We start from the raw sequence: 20,519 nt of genomic DNA on the forward strand, positions 1-20,519 counted from the left end.
AGAAGCCGTGACACCACGCCTCGGAGCGGAAGAAGAGTTCCATGTACTGGACGTGGAGAGCGGCCGACTCGTACCACGCGCCGCGGAGCTGATAGGGCGTCTGGGCAGACCGGGCTTCACCACCGAGCTGCAGCGCTCGGTGGTGGAGAGCAACAGCGCGGTGCACGACACGCTGGAGGAGCTGTACACCGACCTCGCCTCGACGCGGCGGTGCCTGGACTCGGCGGCCGCCGGGGCCGGCCTCGCCGTGGTCGCCGCGGGCACCGTGCCGCTGGCCCGGGTCCGCCCCCTGGACGTCACCGCCGACGCCCGCTACCGGCACATGGCCGACGACTACCGCATGGTCGCCGACGAACAGCTCATCTGCAGCGCGCAGATCCACGTCGACGTCCCCGACCGGGACACCGCCGTGCGCGCCATGTGCCTGGTGTCACCCTGGCTTGCGCCGCTGCTCGCCCTGACGGCCAGTTCGCCGTTCTGGCTGGGGTCCGACACCGGGTACGCGAGCTGGCGGACCATGCTGTGGCAGCGGTGGCCGACCGCCGGCCCGGCCGGCTGCCACCGGGACGCCGCCGACTACGACAGGGCCCTGGCGGAACTCATCGGCTCGGGCGTCATCAGCGACGCCGGCATGGTCTACCACGACGTGAGGCCCTCGGCCCACCAGCGCACGCTCGAACTGCGCATCTGCGACGCCTGCCCGCGTACGGAGACCGTGGTGCTGGTCGCGGGGCTCTTCCGGGCCCTGGTCCGCGAAGCCTGCGAGCGCCTGGCCCAGGCGGACGGCCCGCTGTGCGACGGCCGGCACGACTGGCTGCGGGCCGCCTCCTGGCGGGCCGCGCGATCGGGCCTGGAAGGCCGGCTCGTCGACCCCGCGACCCGGTGCGCGGCGCCGGCCCGCACGGTGCTGACCGGCATGCTGGCCCGGCTGCGCCCGGCGCTGGAGGCGTCCGGCGACTGGGACACCGTGCACGCGCTCCTGGAGGAGGCGCTGGCCCAAGGGAGCCCCGCGCACCGGCTGCGCCGCGCCGTCCGGGCCGGAGGCCTGCTGGCCGGCGTCGACACGCTGATCGCCGAGACCCGCGGCGAGCGGCCCGGCGGCCATCCCGCCGAGCGGCCGGCCCGGGTCACCGCGTGGCAGGACCCCGTCCCGGTGCACGTCCCCGGCCACGACAGCGCCGCTCCGGCCCGGAGCGCCTGAGCCACACGTCCCGCGGCGCCGGCCCCACGGCCCGCGCGAGCCGGACCGCAGCCCCGGCCGGCCGGGGCGCCCCATCCATCGATCAAGGAGAGTCACGTCCTCATGCACACCTCGCAGCATCCCCCGGCCCCCGCCCACCACAGCCCCGGGCGCGCCGCCCGCACGCGCGCGCCCGGGGCCCGGCGCCGGCGCGGCAAACCCGCGCCGCGGCCGGCCCGGCCCGCCGGCAGCGGACGGAGGAGCAGCTGATGTGCGGAATCAGCGGAGAGATACGTCTCGACGGCGAGAAGCCGGACATCGCCGCGGTGGAGCGGATGACCGACCGGCTCGCCGCCCGGGGCCCCGACGGCCGCGGGGTGTGGTCCCAGGGACCCGTCGCGCTGGGCCACCGACGGCTGAAGATCATCGACCTCTCCGACAGCGGCGCCCAGCCCATGGTGGACCCGCGCGCCAGGATCGCCGGCGTCTTCAACGGCTGCGTCTACAACTACCGCGAGCTGCGTGACGAACTGCGGGCGCTGGGCCACCAGTTCTTCTCCGACTCCGACACCGAGGTCGTGCTCAAGGCCTACCGGCAGTGGAGTGCCGACTGCGTCCGGCGCTTCCACGGCATGTTCGCCTTCGCGCTCGTCGAACTGGACAGCGGACGGGTCGTGCTCGGCCGCGACCGGCTCGGCGTCAAGCCCCTGTACCTGACGCAGAACGCCGACCGGCTGCGGTTCGCCTCCTCGCTGCCCGCCCTCCTGGCGGCCGGCGGCGTGGACACCTCCCTCGACCCGGTGGCCCTGCACCAGTACTTCAGCTGGCACGCCACCGTGCCCGCACCGCACACCGTGCTCAACGGCGTACGCAAACTGCCCCCGGCCACGGTGCGCGTCATCGAGGCCGACGGGACCCAGCACGACCACCGCTACTGGCAGCCGTCGCACACCCGCCGGCCCGAGTTCGCCGCCCTCGGCGCCGAGGACTGGACGGACGCCGTGCTGGACGCGCTGCGCACCGCCGTGCGCCGCCGGATGGTGGCCGACGTCCCGGTGGGCGTGCTGCTCTCAGGCGGGCTGGACTCCAGCCTCATCGTCGCTCTGCTCGCCGAGCAGGGACAGCGGGACCTCGCCACCTTCAGCGTCGGGTTCGAGGCGGAGGGCGGCGAGGAGGGCGACGAGTTCCACTACTCCGACCTGGTCGCACGCCACTTCGACACCAGCCACCGCCAGCTCCTGGTGCCGTCCGACCGCATCCCCGGGGCGCTGGAGTCGGCGGTGCTCGCGATGAGCGAACCGATGATGAGCCACGACGTGGTCGCCTTCCACCTGCTGTCCGAGCAGGTCGCCAAGGAGGTCAAGGTCGTCCAGAGCGGCCAGGGCGCCGACGAGGTGTTCGCGGGCTACCACTGGTACCCGGCGATGTCCGGCGTGCCCCGGCAGCAGGCCGCCGAGGCGTACATCGACACCTACTTCGACCGCTCCCACGCCGAACTGGCCCGCATCCTCCAGCCCGGGCTGCTGGCCGGGCGGGACGTCTCCGCCGAGTTCGTGCGCGCCCACATGGCGGCCGAGGGCGCCGAGACGGCCCTGGACGCCGACCTCCGGCTGGACACCCAGGTGATGATGGTCGACGACCCCGTCAAGCGCGTGGACAACATGACGATGGACTGGGGCCTGGAGGCCCGCGTCCCCTTCCTCGACCACGAGCTGGTCGAACTGGCCGCCGCCTGCCCGCCCGAGCTGAAGCTCGCCGACGGCGGCAAGGGGATCCTCAAGGCCGCCGGACGCAGGGTCCTCCCGGCGGAGGTCGTCGACCGGCCCAAGGGCTACTTCCCGGTCCCGGCGATCAAGCACATGGCGGGACCGGTGCTGCAACGGGTCCGCGAGGCCCTCACCGCCCCCGAGGCGAAGGAACGCGGCGTCTTCCGCCAGGAGTACGTCGCGGAGCTGCTCGACGCACCCAACGCGCACCGCACCAGGCGAGGAGCGAACACACTGTGGCAGGTAGCGCTGCTGGAGATATGGCTGCAGACGCACGGAATCCGCTGACCGCGACGGACCCGGACGCACGGGAACCGGGGCCGCCGGGCGCGCGCGCCGCCCCGGCGACGGACCCGCACGGCGGTGAGGCGGGGCCCGCGGGGACACCGCCGGCCGATTCCGCGGACACGGCCGCCCGTCCCGCCCCCGGCCTGGCCGGGGGAGCCACGGCGGCGGCCCGTCCGGCGCCCGAGCCGGTGCTCCTCGCCGACGCCGCCGCCGCGCACGACGTACCGCAGCGCCTGACCGCGCACGGCTGCTGGTACCCCTCCATGGACCCCGGCGGCCGCAACGTCGCCTTCATCTGCGACCGGACCGGCGTGCCGCAACTGTGGACCGGGCCCGTCGACGGCGAGGAGGCGCGGCTGCTGGACGCCGACCCCGACCCGGTCACGGAGGTCTCCTGGTCGCCGGACGGCCGCTGGATCGCGTACACCACGGCCCCCGGCGGCGGTGAACTGACCCGCGTGCTGTGCGTACGCCCCGACGGCACCGGCCGCCGCCTGCTGGCCGGCGGCGAGCCCGGCGCCTCCGCCTACCTGGGCTGCTGGACGCACGACGGCTCGGCGATCGCGGTGACGCTCACCGAGCCCGCGCCCGCCGGCCGGACCCGGACCGGCCACGACGGGCAGGCGGTGGACCTCCCGGAGCCCGCCCACTCCGGCGGCTGGGCGGGCCGGGACGGCCGTGCGGTACTGCTGGGCGGATCACCGCTCGGCGCCCCGACGGAACGGGACACGGCCGTGATCCAGGGGGCCGGCGCGGCCCCGTCGCGGGAACCGGGCCCGAGGGCGCTGGCGGCGTACCTCGTCGACCCCGAGGGCGCGACCGCGCCGGTGCTGGTGGCGAGCGAGGCGGGGGCGCCGACCCTGCGCGTCTGCGGGCTGAGCCGGGACGGCAGGCTCGCCCTGCTGCGCCGGGGTCCACGCGGCCGGCGCGAGGCGCTCGTCGTCCGCCGCCGGGACCGCGCCGTCACCTGCACCGTACGGGTGGCCGACGGCGATCCGTGGATCGGCGGCTTCGCCCCGGACGGCCGCACCGTGTGGCTGCGCAGCGACAGCGGCCGTGAGTTCGCGGCGCTCCTCGCGGTGCGGCTGGACGCCGGGGGCCGCCGGCTGGCGCAGTGGCCGGTCGCCGCCCGGCCGGACTGCGACCTGGAGCTGCTGAGCCTGCACCGGGACGGGCAGCACGCCGTGCTGTCCTGGAACGTGCGCGGAGTCAGCGAACTGGAGATCATGAAGCTGCCCGCCGCCGTCCCCGAGACAGACGGCCCGACAGCCCTGCGCGGCGCCGCCGGGCCGCCGGCCGGCGTCGCCCGCGGCCTCTCGCTGCCCCACGAGGTGGTCACCCGGCTCGCGCCCGGCCCCGACCCCGACGACCCGGTCGTGGCCCTGTCGGGCTCGCGGCGGCGGCCCGGCGTGTGGTGGCTGCCGCACGCCTCCGCCCTGCGCACCCCCTGGTCCTCGCGTGACGAGGACGCCGTGCCCGACGCGGGACACGCGCCCGTACAGCCCTTTCCCGTCCGTCCCGTCGCCCGGGACGGGCTCGCCCTCGGCGGCTGGTACTACAGGGCGCCGGGCCGCTCCCCGGGCGAGGCGGCGCCCTGCGTCGTCTACCTGCACGGAGGCCCCGAGGAACAGGAGCGCCCCGTGCTGCAGACGCTCTACCACGAACTGCTCGGCCGTGGACTGGACGTCTTCGCCCCCGACGTACGCGGCTCGTCGGGCTACGGCCGCTCGTTCGTGGACGCGGACCTCGGCACCAGGCGGTTCGCCGCGATCGAGGACGTCGCCGCCTGCGCGGCCCACGTCGTCGTCGCCGGCCTGGCCGACCCCCGGCGGCTCGCGGTGATGGGCCGCTCCTACGGCGGCTACCTGACGATGGCGTCCCTCGTCTGGCATCCGGAGCTGTTCCGCACCGGGGTGGCGGTCTGCGGGATGTCCGACCTCACCACGTTCTTCGCGGGCACCGAACCGTGGATCGCCGAGTCGGCCGCCCACAAGTACGGGCACCCCGAACACGACCGTGAACTGCTGCGGTCCCTGTCCCCGATGAGCCGGGTCGACGCCCTGCGCGTGCCGGTGCTCGCCGTGCACGGGGAGCACGACACCAACGTGCCCGTGGGCGAGTCACGGCAGTTCGTGCGGGCGGCGCGCGAACGCGGCCTGGAGGCAGAACTGCTGATGCTGCGTCAGGAAGGGCATGACTTCCGCCGTGCCGACAACCGGCGCCTGTTCCGCAGGAGCGCCGCCGACTGGATCGAGCGGCACCTGACGAGCCGGCCCGCCTGATCCGCCCCACCGGGCGCCGGCGCGGCGCCGCCGGCTCACACGATCGACGGGTCGGACTCCTCCTCGACGGTCCAGCTCACACCCCCGCGAAGGGCCTGGGACGCCTCCCCGGCTCCGCGCAGCGGCAGCACGACGACCGAGGCCGCCGCCGGCGCGCACAGGAGGCGGACAGGCAGGGCGCATCGGCTTCGTACATGACCGGCGACGAGGCAAAGGGCTCGGCCGGCCGGGTGGGCCCGGCCGGCCTCCGGCGGCCCGGCGGGCTCAGGGGCGGGGTGCGGCGCCCTCGTCGACGGGCAGGGCGACCGGCTCGTCGGCCCGCGGTACGGCCGGGGCGCCGGTGCCGAGTCCCCTGCTCCGGCGGCCGCTTCGCGAGCGCGTGCGGTGCAGCGCCAGCAGCAGCACCGGCATCAGCACGCAGGTGACCGCGGCGCTCTGCCAGAGGAGCGCGTCGAGCCGCCCGGCGGCCAGGTAGGCGCCCGCGGCGACCGCGGCCAGCGCGCACACACCGCGGTCCACGATGCTCTCCACCGAAAGCAGCGTGGCCCGCGGGGCGTTCGCCGGGATGGCGTCGTTGACGAGCTTGCGCTGCACGGGGTACACGAACCCGGTGATCGCGGCGAACGCGCACAACAGCACCACCACGGCCCAGGGCCCGCCGACGGCGGTGCCCGCCAGCGTCCCGGCGAGTGCCACGCTCAGCAGGGACACCCACGCCACCGGCGGCACCCGGCGGGCCAGCCACTGGGGACGGGCCGAGGTCACCGCCTCCGCGACCGTCATCGCCGCGAGCACCCCACCGTGCGCGCCCTCCCCGATGCCGTGGTCCAGGAGCACCGGCTGGAACAGGTTCACCTGGCAGATCCGGGACAGCGTGAAGACGGCCACGCCCTGCACCATGAGCAGGGCCAGCCACGGTGACGACCGCAGGGTGCGCAGCGCCGCCCGGGTGTCGCGCAGGAGACTGCCGTCGCGCCCCGGCCGGGCGCCCGGACGGACGTGGCCGCCTTGGGGCCCGGCCGGCCGGGGCAGGGCGAGGACGCAGCCGAGGGAACCGGCCGCGCTCGCGGCGCTGAGCACGTACGGGGACTGCGGGGCCAGCGTCATCAGGGGCCCGACCAGGGGCCAGCAGACCACCTTGGCGGCGAGCCCGAGGGCCCGGGCCGTGCCCTCGGCGCGCAGATAGTGGCTCTGCGCCCCCTCGGCCCGCAGCGCGTCGTACAGGTAGGCGCTCGCCGCCCCGGAGGTCAGCGAGCGCCCGGCGGCGATGGCGAGGAAGTGCACCAGGAAGCCCGTGTACGACGGGGACAGGACCGGGGCCAGATTGGCCGCCGTCATGACCACCGCCCCGGCGCCCAGGCAGTTGCGGGCACCGATGCGGTCGGCGACGACCCCGGTCGGTATCTCGAAGAGGCAGAAGGCGATGTAGTAGATGCTCTGGATGCCGAAGATCTGGTCGTCGGACAGGCCCGCGTCACGCTGGTAGGCGTAGAAGACGGGCATCCACCACAGCAGGTTGAACAGAAGCTGGAAGCCGTTGTTCAGACGGATGACACGCCGTGCGGCCGGACTCGGGGCCGGCGCCGGTGCGGTCAGGCGCGGGGAGCGCATGCCGGGCCTCACCGGGAGTACGGGCGGACCTGGACCAGGCGGAACGCCCCCTCGGCGGTCATGAGCCACTCGATGTCCAGGGCGCCGTCCGGGTCGTCCGCGCCGAAGTGCGACTGCAGCAGTCGGCCGGCCAGGGCCAGCCGGGCCAGCGCGGCGCGGGTCGCGGCCGGCAGGTCCTCGCCCGACGACCCGATGTCGACCGTACGGCCGCCGCCCTCCACGGTGTTGTAGAGGTACTGCTGGGGCAGGACCGTGCCGTCGACCACCCGCTCGGGCGATCCCGGCGTGCAGTTGAGGTACACGTTCCGGAAGTCCTCACGACGGGTCGGATTGCAGGTCACCAGCACCCCTCCGAGACCGGCCGGCACGTACTCCTGGACGATGACGCCCATGTAGGTGTCGTCCAGCGGGATACCGGCCTGGTGCCGCAGGCGCACACTGCGCGGCGACACCAGCGACGCCCACACCTGACGCACGGCGTCCATGAGCTGGTCCGTGCCGCGCACCGTGGTGACCGAGTCGTAGATGCCGGCGGCGGAGAAGCCCGGCAGGTCCTCGGCGTTGGAGGACGAGCGCACTACCAGACGGCCCCCGCCGGCCGACAGCGGTGCCACCGACGAGATGATCGCGCGTTCCACCTCGTCGGGCACCGGCGTGGCGCGCGTCAGCTGCTGGAGGCTGAGCGCGAGGGAGTCGACCACGTCGAACGCCTCCAGTTCGAGCGCCATCTTCAGCTTGCCGATGCCCTGTTGCAGCGCGGGTGACGAGGTGAGGAAGAGATGGTGCAGCCGGAACGGCAGCGCCACTCCCTCGGGTGCGCGGACCGTCTCCGCCACGCGGGCCGCTGCCGCGGCGCGCAGCCGTTCCCGTGACGCGCCGGGCTCCCCGAGCCGGGCGGCGAGATGGCCGAGCAGATCGGGCCGCGGCGGACGCGGACGCGCGTAGAACGCGGTCAGGTCCGCGGCGCGGCTGTCCAGGACGTGGTGCAGCTCCCCGAGGTTCGCCGCCTTGGTGCCGTAGCTGTCGCGGTCGGCGCCGCGCAGCCGGTGCAGCGCGAGCACCGGAGCGTCCTCCAGCAGCGGCGCCTCCAGACGGATCCGCTGCTGGTGCCAGGCGGGTTTGGTCAGCGCCGGTGCCCGCGACAGCCGTTCCACGGTGACGGCGTCCTCCTGGGCGCTGTAGCGCACCCAGGCGCCGTCGAGCCCGTCGCGCCGCACGATGTCGTCGAGGTCGCGGACGATCGCGTTGGGGATGCCCCAGCCCGAGGCGAGGACGTTGGTGTGGGAGAGCGGCGTGATGGGGGCCGTGTTGATGATCCCGGCGACGCGCGGCACGTCGTCGGGCGGACAGGGCATCGCGACGATGTCCGACCAGCCCAGCTCCCGCGCCGCGCTCTCGTACTCCGCCAGGGTGCGGAAGTAGCGCAGCCGGCCCCGCGCCTCGCCCGGGTTGAGACAGGTGCGGGTCCGGTTGCCGAACAGCTCGTGGCTGAGGATGCGCGGCACCCGCGTCTCGCTGACGTGGGACAGTTCGTGCTCCTGCCCGTGGTTGGCGGGCTTCAGCAGCAGCGGCAGGCGTCCGTCCACCCGCCCGCGCACATAGCCGTAGAACTCCTCCAGCAGTGCCCCGTGCATGGTGTCGGCCTCGGTCGTCTCCAGCACCAGGAAGGGCCGCTCGTCGCCGTCGGCCTCCTCGTCGGTGTGCAGGGACAGCACGCCGAGCAGGAAGCGGCGTTCGGGGTCCGTGTAGACGGAGGCGTTGAACGCGTCCAGGTCCGCGTCGAGTTCGTCCAGCGTCAGGCCGAGGATCCGGGTCGCGATGTAGTCGACGTGGAAGGGGTGCACCCGGGTGTCGAGCAGGTGCCAGGTGTCCTCCGCACGGTCCACCACGACCTTCAGGTAGGGGTGCCCGGCCAGCACCCCGGACAGGGTGCGGAACAGCGGCAGCGAGAGGTTGGCGCCGACGACCGTCCGGTCGCCGGCCGCGTCCGGCGCACCCGTCGCGCCCAGGGCGAGGGTCATGCCCGCACCCCCTCGCCGATCTGCGTGGGCAGGATGCGCGGCATGGCGTCCACCAGCGCGGTGAGGTCCCGGACCACGGACTGCGGCCGGTCGGCCGACAGCAGGCAGAGCCCCGCCATGGTGTTGGCCCCGGCGGCCGGGTCGTAGACCGGCACCGGCGCGCCCTGCGGCAGCGAGTTCTCGTGGACCACGGACAGTGAACTGCCCGCGCCGATCGGGGCGCCGCGCAGCACGGCCGCCGGGTCCCACAGATGACGCCGGGCCCAGGGAGCGCCGTCGCCGTCCACCGCGAGGACCACCAGGGAACCGGCCGCGCCCTCGGCGTCCTCGCCGGTCAGCGCCCGCACGGGCCACTCGGGCGAACGGCCCAGGAGCTGATCGGTGAACAGGCCCACCAGGTCGAGCCCGAAGACCTCCTCGATCTGCGGCACCGTCATCGCGCCGCCGAACCGCGCGGCCGTCTCGATGACCCACATGCGGCCGTCCGCGCCCAGCTTGATCTCCGTGTGCGTCCCGCAGTCCTCCAGCCCCAGGGCCTCGACGGCCTGCCGGGCCAGCTCCACGATCCGGTCCTGCGCGGCGCCGCCGAGCGCGGCCGGGGTGATGCCGGCCCGCTCGGTGAACGGAGCCACCGTCGGCATCCGCCCGCTGACGCACACCGGGCGGAAGACACCGTCCACGACCACGCCCTCGACGCTGACGTAGTCACCCCAGCCCGAGCCGTCGAACCAGTCGCCGGCACAGCCGCTGACGATCTCCTCGACGATGAAGTCCTCGCCGGCGCCCGCCACATGGAGCTCGGCGAACCCCAGCCGCGCCGACTCCGTCATCACCGCCCGCGACCGCTGCCAGGCCGCCCGCGCCAGCTCGGGCGCCTCGATGATCTGGTGCGCCGTCGAACCGGCGCTCCAGGCCGCCTTCAGCAGCAGGGGGTAGGTCAACTCGGCGGCCGCGCGGTCCAGTTCGGCTGCGCCGGTGACCGAGCGGAACCTGGGCTGCGGTATCCCGTGGCGCTCCCAGGCACGGCGCATCAGCCGCTTGTCCCGGGCCAGCGCGGCGGCGGGCCCGGCACCGCGCAGGCCGAGCCGCCGGGACGCCTCGGCGACCGCGACCACCGCGTACTCCGAGAACGTGACGATCGCGTCCGCGCCGACCTCGCGCGCCCGCCCGGCGATCAGCCCGACCAGATCCGAACCGGACCGGTCGCCTGCCATGACGACCGAGTCGCACAGCCCGGCGGCGTCCGCCGCCACCCCGGCGGGCAGCTCGCTGAGTGCCAGCAGGTGCACCGCGGACCTCGCGGCCACCCGCGTCAGGGCGTGCCCCACCGGGGGACCGCCCTTGGCATGCACGTACAGCACCCTGCTCACGAATACCCAACTCCTCTTGACTCGACGACGTCCGAGGCGCGCACCGCGCCGTGTGCCGGCGGCGGGCCCGCGGCCGGGCCGGTACGACCCCGCCGTTCCACCGCCTCCTTCAAGCGAACCAGGCCCAACCCCCTTGCGTGGGGCCGCGATACGCGAACGGCTCAGGCAAATGCCCGACTGCCGGCGGTCTCGGCCGGCCCGCGCACGGCCGGTGGTGCGCCGGTGCCGCGGCCGTCCTGAGGCGCCGCGTCCGGCCACCCCGCATGTCCGCCGCACTACGGGATACGCATGAAGTGTTACGCAAAGTAACGCAGTAGACGGTTGAAGGAGTTGAGCCGTGGACGAAGCCGATTTCAAGGCGCTGCTCGAGACCCTTCCGGTGTCCTGGTGGGAGGCCGACGGCGGACTGACAGTCGTCGACAGCGGGGGCGGCGCGTTCGACGACGAGCGCACCGCGCGGCGCTTCCTGGAAGCCCTCTGCGCCGACCGCGGCGGCACGCCGCTCCCCGCCGGCACCGGCCCGTACCAGGCGTCCTTCGAGGGCCGGACCTTCGACGTGAACTGGCCCGCCCGCGACGACGGCCCGGACCGGCACGGCAGCAGGGGAGTGGCCGTCGAGGTGGGCGGCCGCGCGGAGGGGAACCCGTACGCCTCGTTCGCCGACCTCACCCCGGCCGTGGCCTTCGTGCGCGACGCCGCCGGCCGCTACCTGTGGGTCAACCACGCCTACGCCCACCTGTACGGCACCACGCGCGACGCGTTGATCGGCCGGCACCTCGCCGACATCGACGAGCCCGAGGACGTCGAACGGTTCCGCGCCCTGGACCGTGAGACCCTGTCCTGCGGCACCCCCGTCCGGCACACCCTCACCTACCGGCGCTCCGACGGCTCACCGGGGCACGCCGCCGGGTACCGCTTCCCGGTCCGCTGGGGCGCCGCACGCTGCGTGGCCGGCATCTACGTCGACGTCACCGAGCACACCCGGGCGCTGGACCAACGGCACCGCGCCGAGGAGGACTTACGCGCGCTGCGCGACCGCAGCGGCCTGCCCTGCGTACGGCTGTCCGCGGACGGCCTCGTCGAGGAGGCCGGCACCGCGGTCGCCGAACTCCTGCGCGTGCGCCTGTCCGACCTCATCGGCCGGCCCGCGGACACCCTGCTGGCCGACACCCCCGAACGCGGCGTCCTGCACCGCCTGTGGCACGACCTCGTCGGCGGCCGGCGCAGAAGCGCGCGCGCCGCCGCCGTACTCGTCGACGCGGACAGCCGGCAGCGCCGGGCCCTGGTCCAGTTGAGCGCGGTCTCCCGCGTGCCGGAGCGGGAGACCGGCGTGTGGGCAGTCATGACGCACCTCGGCCTGCCACACGAGGCGCGACCGCCCCTGACCGCGGCCCAGGTGCGCATACTCGCCCTGCTGGCCGCCGGGCGCAGCAACGCGGAGATCGCCGGGGCGCTGCACCTGTCCCGGCAGACCGTGGACTACCACCTGAGCCGGCTGCGCGACCTGCTGGACGCCGCCACCCGCCCGGCGCTGGTGGCCCGCGCCTACGTGCTCGGCATCCTCTCCCCGCAGGCCTGGCCGCCGAGGTCCGTCACGGCGGCGCACCCGCTGAGCCCGGTCTGAGACCGCGCGTCGCCGCTCTTCCTCCGTGAGGGCCGGCGGACTCTCCGAGACGGCCGGGTCCGGGTGCACCGCGGCGGCCGACGGGCCGCCGTCGGGCAGGGCGCACCCGCGCCGCCGGACAGCGGCGCGTCGCGTACCAGGCAGGCTCAAGTGCCCGCCACGAGCAGGTATTTGGACCCCGCGCGGCCCGCCGTCCCGGGACCGGCGGGCCGACACCTCGATGGGCGCCGACGCGGGGTACTCGGAACCTACGCGCCCGCCGCCGCAAACGGAAGCCCCAATTCCTCTCGACCTCGGGCGGGCGGCGCGACACCGGCGGGAGCGGTGGCGGGCGGGCGGCGTCCTAAGCCGGGCCGCATCCGTCCCTAGGTGAGCAAGCGCTTGGTAAGGTGCTCGGCGAGTCCACTGGGACAGGGAGGATGCGCCATGCCGTCGTCGCAAGCAGAGGCCTTCTACGAGCGGGAGGCCGCCGACCGGTTCCTGCCCACCGACTACACCCGGGGCCCCTGGGACGCCGGCTCCCAGCACGCCGGCCCGCCGGCCGCGCTGCTCGGGCTCGCCGTGGAACAGCGTCCCGGCGGCCGGCCGGACATGCGCGTCGCCCGGCTCACCTACGAGATCACCCGGCCCGTGCCCATACGGCCGCTCACCGTCACCACCCGGGTGCTGCGGGCCGGGCGCGGCGTGGAGCTCGTCGAGGCCTCCCTGACCCCGGACGGCGGGGCGGAGGTGATGCGGGCGACGGCCCTGCTGATGCGGACGGCGCCCGGGTCGGTGCCGCAGGTGTCGCCGGGCCCGCGGGTGCCCGGTCCCGCGGCTGTGTCCCCGCAGGCGTTCTTCCCCGTCCCCTGGGACCAGGGCTACCACACCGCCATGGACGTGCGCTTCGCCGCGGGATCGTTCCTGGAGCCCGGCCCGGCCACGGCGTGGATGCGCATGCGGGTGCCCCTGGTCGCGGGCGAGGAGACCGCACCGCTCAGCCGCGTGCTGACCGCAGCCGACTCGGGCAACGGCCTCAGCTCGGCGCTCGACTACCACCGCTACGTCTTCGTCAACGCCGATCTCACCGTGAGCCTGCACCGCCACCCCGAGGGGGAGTGGGTCTGCCTGGACGCGCGGACGATGGTGGACGGCGCCGGCATCGGCCTCGCCGAGTCCGCACTGCACGACGAGAAGGGCCCGCTGGGCCGCGGCACGCAGAGCCTCTACGTGACCGAGCGCGGCTGACCGGCCGCCCACGGCGACGCGGAGCGGACGGCGGGGGCCCCAGGCCGACCTCCTGCGGCGGGAGGTCGATTCCCTCGCCCTGCGGGCGGGCCAGTGCCTGGACCTGGACCTGTCGGGCCTGGAGTTCTGCGACTCGACCGGCATCACCGTCCTGCTCGCGGCCCGCCGGTACGCCGGGGCGGCGGACGCGGGCATCGTCCTGACCGGGGCCCCGCCGCACCTGCTCAGAGTCCTCACCACGGTCGGTCTCGACCAGGTCTTCACCCTCCGCCCGGCTCCGGACCCTCCGTCCGCCGGCGCCGCGGCAGGATGACCACGCCGTCCCGGCGCGGGCGAGGTCCGGCCGGCGGTCAGCCGTGCGCGGCCCGGCCGGCGTCGCGGTAGCGCGGGGCCAGGGTGGCGCCCGAGCCGGCGCGCAGGGCTCGTTCCGCGTCGGCCAGCAGGGTCACCGCCCCGGGGTCGGACAGGCCGGGCACGCACACCACCTCGTCGCTCTCCAGCGCGGCGAGGGACGCCTCGGCCACGTCGGCGGCGGGCATCCCGCCCGCGTCGTGGACCCGGGCCTCCCCCGCGACGGGGGCCTCGCCGGTGCCGAGGTGGAACTCGGTGGCGGTGAGCCCGGGGCAGACCACCTGGAACCGCACCGGGGTGCCGGCGAGTTCGGCGGCGAGGGTCCTGGTGAACGCCACGATGTAGCCCTTGGTGCCCCCGTACACGGCGCGGTGGGGGAGGGGGTCCGGTGGCAGGGCGCCGGCGAACGCCAGCAGTGAGGCGACGTTGACGACGGCGCCCCGGCCGCGCGCCAGCATGTGCGGGAGGGCCGCGCGGGTCAGCACCGTCGGCGCCACCACGTTGACGTCGATCACCTTGGCGAGCAGGGCGGCGTCGACCTCGGCGAAGGGCCCGTACCCGTTGATCCCCGCGTTGTTGACCAGCAGCGCCACGTCGTCGGCGGCCACTCGCTCCGCGACCCGGGAGAGGTCCGGCGAGCTGGCGAGGTCGGCCGCCATCGGCTCGACGGCGGCCCCGCTCTCCTCGCGCAGCCGTCCCGCCAGCGCGTCCAGCCGATCGGCGCGCCGGGCGACCAGCAGCAGGTCCCAGCCGCGCGCGGCCAGCGCGGCCGCGTACTCGGTGCCGATCCCGGACGACGCCCCGGTCACCACGGCGCGGCGGGCCGGTTCCCCGGATGCCATGCGCTGCTCCTTCGCTCGATGACCGCTCGATGACCGCCCGGTCCCGCCGTCCCGGTCGCCCACGCGGGCCCGGTGCGCCCGGGAGTCGATCGGCGGGCGGCTGAGCCGCCCCCGCGCGTCCACCGGGAACACGCGACGGGGCGCGGCCCGCGGGGGACCGGTGCCGCGTCAGCGGCGTGTGTAGGGGGCTGTCATGCCGCGGCCGGCCTGGCCGGCCGCGGCCTTGTGGGTCGCGGCGATCGCGGCGAGGGCGAGGAGCGTGGCGATGGCGCCGGCGACGACGTTGTTGACGATGGTCTTGGTCGTGCTGACACTGCCGGCGACGACCCAGGGGGCGATGATCGTCCAGATGCCCATGATGCAGGCGCCCCAGGCCATGCTGTGGGTCCGCTCGTAGGCGCGGCCGAAGCCCCCGCTCATGAGGAGGGCGTAGGCGATGCCCACGACGAGATTGGTGACCGCGAGGGTGGACAGGGCGTTGAAGCCGGTGATCCAGGGCGAGGCGGCCATGTAGATGCCGGTGAGGAAGGCAAGTGTGCCTACGGCCTGCCCCTGGGGGGTGCTGGTGGCGCGCTCGGCCATCTCGTGGCGCATACGCATGTCGACGATGTCGGGGTGCGTCTCCATGGACGGCCCGTGGGAAGTGGTCATTGCCTTCACCTCGGAACGAGTGACGCTCATTTCGCCCGCCGGGTACCCAGCCACCGCGGCGGAACCCGACTCACCGCCCACCGATGTGCGGGTCCATGTCACAGCAGCCGTGCGGCCGTCTCCGGCACGGGGTGGCCGGGACTCCGTCCGCGGCCTAATCTAGGTAGACCTACCTACCTAGTTTGGATGGTCATGGGCGAGACCGACACGAGTTCGACGACCCGCGGCAGGCGGCGCCCGGCGCGGGAGCGGCTGCTGGAGGCAGCGGCCAGGCGCTTCTACGCCGACGGCGTGGCGGCGACCGGCATCGACACGATCACCGCCGAGGCCGGCGTCGCGAAGATGAGCCTGTACAACAACTTCTCCTCCAAGGCCGAGCTGGTCCGCGCCTACCTCGACGCCCGGCACGAGGAGTGGCTCGGCCTGTACCGGGCGCGGCTGGAGCCGTCCCGGGGGCCCAGAGACGGCGTCCTGGCGGTGTTCGACGCGTACGCGGACCACGCCGCGTACGCGTACGAGCGGGGTTTCCGCGGCTGCGGCCTGCTCAACGCCGCCGCCGAGCTGCCCGCCGGGGACGAGGGCCGGGCCGTGGTCCGCGCCCACAAGGAGGAGGTCGAGCGCCTGATCGCCGGGCACCTGGACGAGCTGCTGCCCGGCCGCCCCGAAGAGGCCCGCGCGACGGCCGAGCACCTGTCCTTCCTCCTGGAGGGCGCGATGGCGCGCGCCGGCCTCGAAGGGGACGGCGAGCGCCTGCGGCACGCCCGCGCGCTCGCCGCGGGCCTGCTGGACCGGCTGTGAACGGCGCCGGCCGCGGCCGGTCCGCGGGCACGGGAACGCTGTGCGTGCTGGCGGCGTCCGTGCTGTGGGGCACGACGGGAACGGCCGCCACCTTCGCGCCGGAAGTCGGCCCGCTGGCCATCGGCGCCGTCGCCATGGGGATCGGCGGGCTCCTGCAGGCGCTCTTCGCCGCGCGGCCGACCCTCCGCAGCGTGCCGCGCCTGCGCGCCCGGCGCGGCACGGTGCTGCTCGGCGCCGTCTCGGTGGCCGTCTACCCGCTGGCCTTCTACAGCTCCATGCGCCTGGCCGGGGTCGCCGTGGGCACCGTGGTGTCGATCGGCACCGCCCCACTGGCCTCGGCGGTGATCGAGCGGGCCGTGGACCGGCGCCGCCTCACGCGCCGCTGGACGCTCGCCGCCTGCCTCGGCCTGCTCGGCACGGCCTCGCTGTGCGTCGCGGAAGCGTCCCGCGCCTCCGACGGCACCGGGCGGCGGTCCGTGGCCGGCATGCTGCTCGGAGTCGGCCTGGGGCTCGTGGCGGCCGCGACGTACGCCCTCTACTCCTGGGCCGCGCACCGGCTGATCACCCGTGGGACACCCTCCCGCGCGGCGATGGGCGCGGTGTTCGGACTCGGCGGGCTGCTCCTGGTCCCCGTCCTGCTGGCGACCGGCGCCCCGCTCGTGCACTCCTGGACCGGCGCGGCCGTCGGCCTTTACATGGCGCTGGTCCCGATGTTCACCGGCTACGTCCTCTTCGGCTGGGGGCTCGCGCACGTGTCGGCGAGCACGGCCACCACCCTGTCCCTGCTCGAACCGGCGGTCGCGGCCGTCCTCGCGGTCCTCGTCGTCGGCGAACGGCTCCCCGCTCTCGGCTGGACGGGCGTCGCGCTCGTCATCATGTGCCTCGCCCTCCTCACCGCACCGACACGCGCCGGCGCCAGGAAGCGGGACGCGGTCAGCCGCCCGGACGAGGCGCCCGTGCCGGCCCCGGCGCACACGGCCGGGAGCGGGCCCGGCTGAGGGCCGGGGGAAGCGCAGGGGGGCGCTCCCGTGCGCTCCCGTGCGCGCCCGGAGGCGCGGGTCGCGCCGCGCCGTCTCCGTCGGCTACGGCGCGAGCGGCCGCGCGCGGGCCACGAGCAGGGCGACGTCGTCGTGGCCGGTCGAGTGCCGCAGCCGCCCCAGGAGCCGGTCGCAGGTCTCCTCCACGGTGCTGCCCGGCTCCGCCAGCAGACGCAGCAGGGCGCCGAGGCGGTCGTCGATGGGGTCGTCGCGGGTCTCGACCAGGCCGTCGGTGTAGAGGACGAGTTGGTCGCCGGGGTCCAGGGCGAGGGTCGTGGTGTCGAAGGGCGCGCCGCCGACCCCCAGCGGAACTCCGGTGGGCAGGTCCAGCAGTTCGGGCGGCCGCCCGGCCCGGACCAGGACCGGGGGCAGGTGACCGGCGGACGCCAGGTGCAGCCGGGTGCGGCGGGGGTCGTAGACGGCGTACAGGCAGGTGGCGATGTAGGGGTCGAGGCCGAGCGTGATCCTGTCGAGGTGGGCCAGGACGCGCGCCGGGTCGAGGTCCAGATCGGCGAGTGTGGAGGTGGCGGTGCGCAGCCGGCCCATGGTGGTCGCGGCGTCGATGCCGCTGCCCATCACGTCGCCGACCGTGAGCACGGTGCGGTCGCCGTCCAGCGGGATCACGTCGTACCAGTCGCCGCCCACCTGGCTGAACGCCTGGGCGGGCAGGTAGCGCGCGGCCACCTCCAGGCCGGGATGGCGGGCCGGCAGACGCGGGAGCAGGCTGCGCTGGAGGGTCTCGGCGGCGCTGCGGATGTGCTCGTGCAGGACGGCGTTGTCGATGCTCAGCGCGGCGGTCGAGGCGAGCTCGCAGGCGAGGGCGAGGTCGTCCTCGTCGAACGGCTGGGGGTTGCGGGCGCGCGCCAGGCCCATCACGCCGATGACGTTGTCCCGGGCGATGAGCGGGACGGCCATGTCGGTGTGCACACCGGCCCGGGCGAGCAGACCGGCCTTGCCGGCGTCGGCGGCGATGCGGCCGTGGCCGCCGCTGCCCACGTGGGTGATCAGCAGCGGCCTGCGGGTGCGGACGCAGTGGGCCGCCGGGTGGTCCGCGTGGTACGTGGTGAGGCAGCCGGGCGCGACGATCGCCTCGGCGGCCTCGCTCGGATAGGCCGTCTTGACCGCCATGGCGCGGAACTGGGCGGGGCCCTCGCCCAGTTCCGCGCGGCCCGTCTGCAGGACGGAGTCCAGGAGGTCCACCGCGACCATGTCGGCCAGATCCGGCACGACGACGTCGGCCAGCTCCCGCGCCGTCCGCTCCACCTCCAGGGTCGTGCCGATGTGGGCCGAACCGTTCGCCATCAGCCGCAGCCGCTGCTGCGCCCGGTCCGCTCGCCGGCCGGCTTCGTAGCGGTCGGTCACGTCCACCACCACGTTGGCGATGCCCAGCACGTGCCCGTGCGTGTCCTCCAGCCGGTACATCGACACCGCCCAGGCGCGGTCGTGGTCCGGGTCGGCCGGGGTGCGGCCCACCACCTGCCGGTCCACGACGGGCACGCCGGTCGCCAGGATCTCCCGCATCGCGGACTCCGCGCCCGAGAACGGCTCACCGGGCAGGACCTCCCGGAAGCTGCGGCCCACGTGCTCCGCCTCGGACAGTCCGTGCATCTTGGCCATCGCAGGGTTGACGTCCAGGTACCGCAGCTCGCTGTCCAGGACCGACAGTCCGACCGGCGCCTGCGACACCAGCCGGGTGGACAGCGCCACCTTGCGCTCCACCTGCCGCAGCGTGGCACGGTCGGTGGCCAGGCCCAGGGCGTAGTGGTCGCCCAGATGGTCCGTGAGCCGCATGTTGCGGAACTCCACCATGCGGGTACGGCCGTCCTTGTGCCGGACGGGGAACGCCCCAGCCCAGCCCCGGCCGGACTCCATCACCTCGGCGAAGAGCCTGATCGCCGCGTCGCGGTGCTCCGGGTGCAGCAGCAGCGGCGCCGCGTACTGCCCGACCGCCTCCTCCCCGGCGTAGCCGAACAGCTCCTCGGCCTGTGGGCTCCACATGTCGATACGGCCGTCGGCCTCCAGCAGCACCGCCGCGACACCCAGCAGGTCCAGCAACCCGCTCGGCTCCGCGACGGTGCTCTCCACGCGGTCCGCCGCCCACCGCGGGCGCTGCTCGGCTCGGCTCATCGGGCTCGCTCCCTTCCCTCGCCGCGGAGGAACCCCCTACAGCACAGCACGTGCAGAGGCGGCGCGCCGCCTCCACCGCCCCGCCGGAGGGGCGGGCGGCCCGCGCCGGCCGCGGGCCGGACTCCGCCCCCGGCGGAGTGAACGGGGCGTGTCCATCATGCTCACAGCCCGAACAACTTCGCCGCGTTGTCGTGGCAGACCGCCCGCAGCCAGTCCCGTCCGAGACCGAGGCGCTCCAGGGCGTGCAACTGGTGCGCGTACGCGTAGGGGATGTTGGGGAAGTCGGAACCGAGCAGGACGCGGTCGCCGAGCCGGGCGAGCCGGGACAGGGCCCGCCGCGGGAACGGCATGAGCTTCTCGGTGAAGTCGGTGAACACCATCGTCGTGTCCAGCCGCACCTGGTCGTACCGCTCGGCGAGTCCGAGGAAGTCCTCGTACTCGGGCATTCCCAGGTGTGCGACGACCAGCCGCAGCCCCGGATGGCGCGCCAGCACCCGGGCGACCGGTCCGGGACCGGTGTGCTCGCCCGGCGCGGGCCCGGAACCGCAGTGGATCACCACGGGGACCCCGGCCTCCGCCAGCGCCGCCCAGGCCGGCCGGAGCAGCTCGTCGGCCGGGTCGTACGCCCCGACCTGCACGTGTGCCTTGAACACGCGGGCGCCCGCGTCGACGGCCTCACGGACGTAGCTCTCGACGCCGGGCTCGGGGTAGAGCGTGGCGGTGTGCAGGCAGTCGGGGGTGCGCCGGGCGAAGTCGGCCGCCCAGCCGTTCAGCCACCGGGCCATGCCGGGCTTGTGCGGGTAGAGCATCGACGTGAAGGCCCGGACACCGAACCGGCGCAGCAGGGCCGTGCGTTCCTCCTCCGCCTTCCGGTAGGTGATCGGCCACTCCAGGCCGGCGGTCAGCGGTCCCTGCTCGTCGAAGTAGTCCCAGACCTTGTGCAGGACGCGTTCGGGCATGAAGTGCGTGTGGACGTCGATCAGCCCGGGAAGCCCGAGCCGGCGCCAGAAACGACGGACCTCCCCGGCCTCGTCCCCGCCGGAGGTCACGTCACCGGCCGGACCTCGCGAACCGGTCGCCCCGAGTGGCATGCGGTGATCATTCATGCCCCCACCATCGGCTCCGATGGGGGCCCGAGTCCACCCCCTGCGGGCAGTGAGGGACCACGGAACCTCTGCCGCGGGCCTGGTCGAGGACCTCGCATCTCACATCGTGGTACTTGCTTTTCAGAAAGCAAGACAAATGAGATCGTTTGCATCGCCCGCACAGGTCGCACGGTCTTTCGGCGAGGGGACACGTGCGTGATCCGGGCCCTCGGCAACCGATCTCCACCTCGCGCGCGAA

Annotated in this window: 15 protein-coding genes; 8 read left to right on the plus strand and 7 right to left on the minus strand. The window is 74.8% G+C overall.

Annotated elements, in window-relative coordinates; all coding sequences use genetic code 11:
* The first annotated feature begins 7 nt into the window (after window positions 1-7).
* The 3 genes from ACFQ9Z_RS15005 (at window position 8) to ACFQ9Z_RS15015 (ending at window position 5,516) form a co-directional block, all read left to right on the plus strand.
* Complete coding sequence (locus ACFQ9Z_RS15005) at window positions 8-1,201, plus strand: glutamate--cysteine ligase (RefSeq protein ID WP_383016453.1); 1,194 nt, start codon at window positions 8-10, stop codon at window positions 1,199-1,201.
* Window positions 1,202-1,449: 248 nt separating this feature from the next.
* Window positions 1,450-3,234 carry an N-acetylglutaminylglutamine amidotransferase gene (locus tag ACFQ9Z_RS15010; RefSeq protein ID WP_383016456.1) on the plus strand — a complete coding sequence of 595 codons (1,785 nt, stop codon included), beginning with the start codon at window positions 1,450-1,452 and terminating at the stop codon, window positions 3,232-3,234.
* Window positions 3,207-5,516: a S9 family peptidase gene (locus tag ACFQ9Z_RS15015; RefSeq protein ID WP_383016459.1), complete on the plus strand. Its 2,310-nt coding sequence runs from the start codon at window positions 3,207-3,209 to the stop codon at window positions 5,514-5,516. Before ACFQ9Z_RS15010 ends, ACFQ9Z_RS15015 begins: the two co-directional genes overlap by 28 nt.
* A gap of 264 nt (window positions 5,517-5,780) precedes the next feature.
* On the opposite strand, the gene ACFQ9Z_RS15020 is transcribed toward ACFQ9Z_RS15015, so the two are convergent.
* Genes ACFQ9Z_RS15020 through ACFQ9Z_RS15030 form a run of 3 tightly spaced genes read right to left on the minus strand, consistent with a single transcriptional unit; the run spans window position 5,781 to window position 10,518 of the window.
* Complete coding sequence (locus ACFQ9Z_RS15020; protein WP_383016463.1) at window positions 5,781-7,127, minus strand: MFS transporter; 1,347 nt, start codon at window positions 7,125-7,127, stop codon at window positions 5,781-5,783.
* A gap of 8 nt (window positions 7,128-7,135) precedes the next feature.
* Window positions 7,136-9,148 (minus strand): PEP/pyruvate-binding domain-containing protein, encoded by a 2,013-nt coding sequence (locus tag ACFQ9Z_RS15025; RefSeq protein ID WP_383016466.1) that lies wholly within the window; start codon window positions 9,146-9,148, stop codon window positions 7,136-7,138.
* Window positions 9,145-10,518 (minus strand): acetyl-CoA carboxylase biotin carboxylase subunit family protein, encoded by a 1,374-nt coding sequence (locus ACFQ9Z_RS15030; RefSeq protein ID WP_383016469.1) that lies wholly within the window; start codon window positions 10,516-10,518, stop codon window positions 9,145-9,147. The genes ACFQ9Z_RS15025 and ACFQ9Z_RS15030 overlap by 4 nt, the downstream gene beginning before the upstream one ends.
* Before the next feature lie 337 nt (window positions 10,519-10,855).
* Here ACFQ9Z_RS15030 and ACFQ9Z_RS15035 point away from each other — a divergent pair, with 337 nt between their 5' ends.
* The 3 genes from ACFQ9Z_RS15035 to ACFQ9Z_RS15045 all read left to right on the plus strand — a co-directional run bounded on the left by ACFQ9Z_RS15035 (window position 10,856) and on the right by ACFQ9Z_RS15045 (window position 13,682).
* The gene (locus ACFQ9Z_RS15035; protein WP_383016472.1) at window positions 10,856-12,142 is read left to right on the plus strand and encodes a PAS domain-containing protein; all 1,287 of its coding nucleotides are present in this window, start codon (window positions 10,856-10,858) and stop codon (window positions 12,140-12,142) included.
* Between the two features lie 426 nt (window positions 12,143-12,568).
* Entirely contained in the window at window positions 12,569-13,369 is an 801-nt protein-coding gene (locus ACFQ9Z_RS15040; RefSeq protein ID WP_383016475.1) for a thioesterase family protein, read from the plus strand.
* Window positions 13,370-13,421: 52 nt separating this feature from the next.
* Window positions 13,422-13,682 (plus strand): STAS domain-containing protein, encoded by a 261-nt coding sequence (locus ACFQ9Z_RS15045; RefSeq protein ID WP_383017166.1) that lies wholly within the window; start codon window positions 13,422-13,424, stop codon window positions 13,680-13,682.
* 37 nt (window positions 13,683-13,719) lie between these two features.
* Here ACFQ9Z_RS15045 and ACFQ9Z_RS15050 read toward each other — a convergent pair whose 3' ends face one another.
* Together ACFQ9Z_RS15050 and ACFQ9Z_RS15055 are read right to left on the minus strand one after the other, a co-directional pair.
* Window positions 13,720-14,562: an SDR family NAD(P)-dependent oxidoreductase gene (locus ACFQ9Z_RS15050; protein WP_383016478.1), complete on the minus strand. Its 843-nt coding sequence runs from the start codon at window positions 14,560-14,562 to the stop codon at window positions 13,720-13,722.
* A gap of 168 nt (window positions 14,563-14,730) precedes the next feature.
* Window positions 14,731-15,213, minus strand: coding sequence for an SPW repeat protein (locus ACFQ9Z_RS15055; protein ID WP_383016482.1), 483 nt, complete (start codon window positions 15,211-15,213; stop codon window positions 14,731-14,733).
* Between the two features lie 192 nt (window positions 15,214-15,405).
* On the opposite strand from ACFQ9Z_RS15055, the gene ACFQ9Z_RS15060 reads away from it, so the two are divergent.
* Together ACFQ9Z_RS15060 and ACFQ9Z_RS15065 are read left to right on the plus strand one after the other, a co-directional pair.
* Window positions 15,406-16,011, plus strand: a complete 606-nt coding sequence (locus ACFQ9Z_RS15060) for a TetR/AcrR family transcriptional regulator (protein ID WP_383016485.1) — start codon at window positions 15,406-15,408, stop codon at window positions 16,009-16,011.
* Window positions 16,008-17,009, plus strand: a complete 1,002-nt coding sequence (locus ACFQ9Z_RS15065) for a DMT family transporter (RefSeq protein ID WP_383016488.1) — start codon at window positions 16,008-16,010, stop codon at window positions 17,007-17,009. The genes ACFQ9Z_RS15060 and ACFQ9Z_RS15065 overlap by 4 nt, the downstream gene beginning before the upstream one ends.
* Window positions 17,010-17,093: 84 nt before the next feature.
* Here the strand turns inward: ACFQ9Z_RS15065 and ACFQ9Z_RS15070 are convergent, their stop codons facing one another.
* Window positions 17,094-19,175 (minus strand): SpoIIE family protein phosphatase, encoded by a 2,082-nt coding sequence (locus ACFQ9Z_RS15070; RefSeq protein WP_383016491.1) that lies wholly within the window; start codon window positions 19,173-19,175, stop codon window positions 17,094-17,096.
* A 161-nt stretch (window positions 19,176-19,336) separates the two neighbouring features.
* On the minus strand, window positions 19,337-20,266 hold the full coding sequence (locus ACFQ9Z_RS15075; protein ID WP_383016494.1) for an amidohydrolase family protein: 930 nt from the start codon (window positions 20,264-20,266) through the stop codon (window positions 19,337-19,339).
* Window positions 20,267-20,519: the final 253 nt, after the last annotated feature.

Source organism: Streptomyces sp. NPDC056580, from assembly GCF_042793175.1.
In the GTDB taxonomy this organism is placed as follows: Bacteria; Actinomycetota; Actinomycetes; order Streptomycetales; family Streptomycetaceae; genus Streptomyces.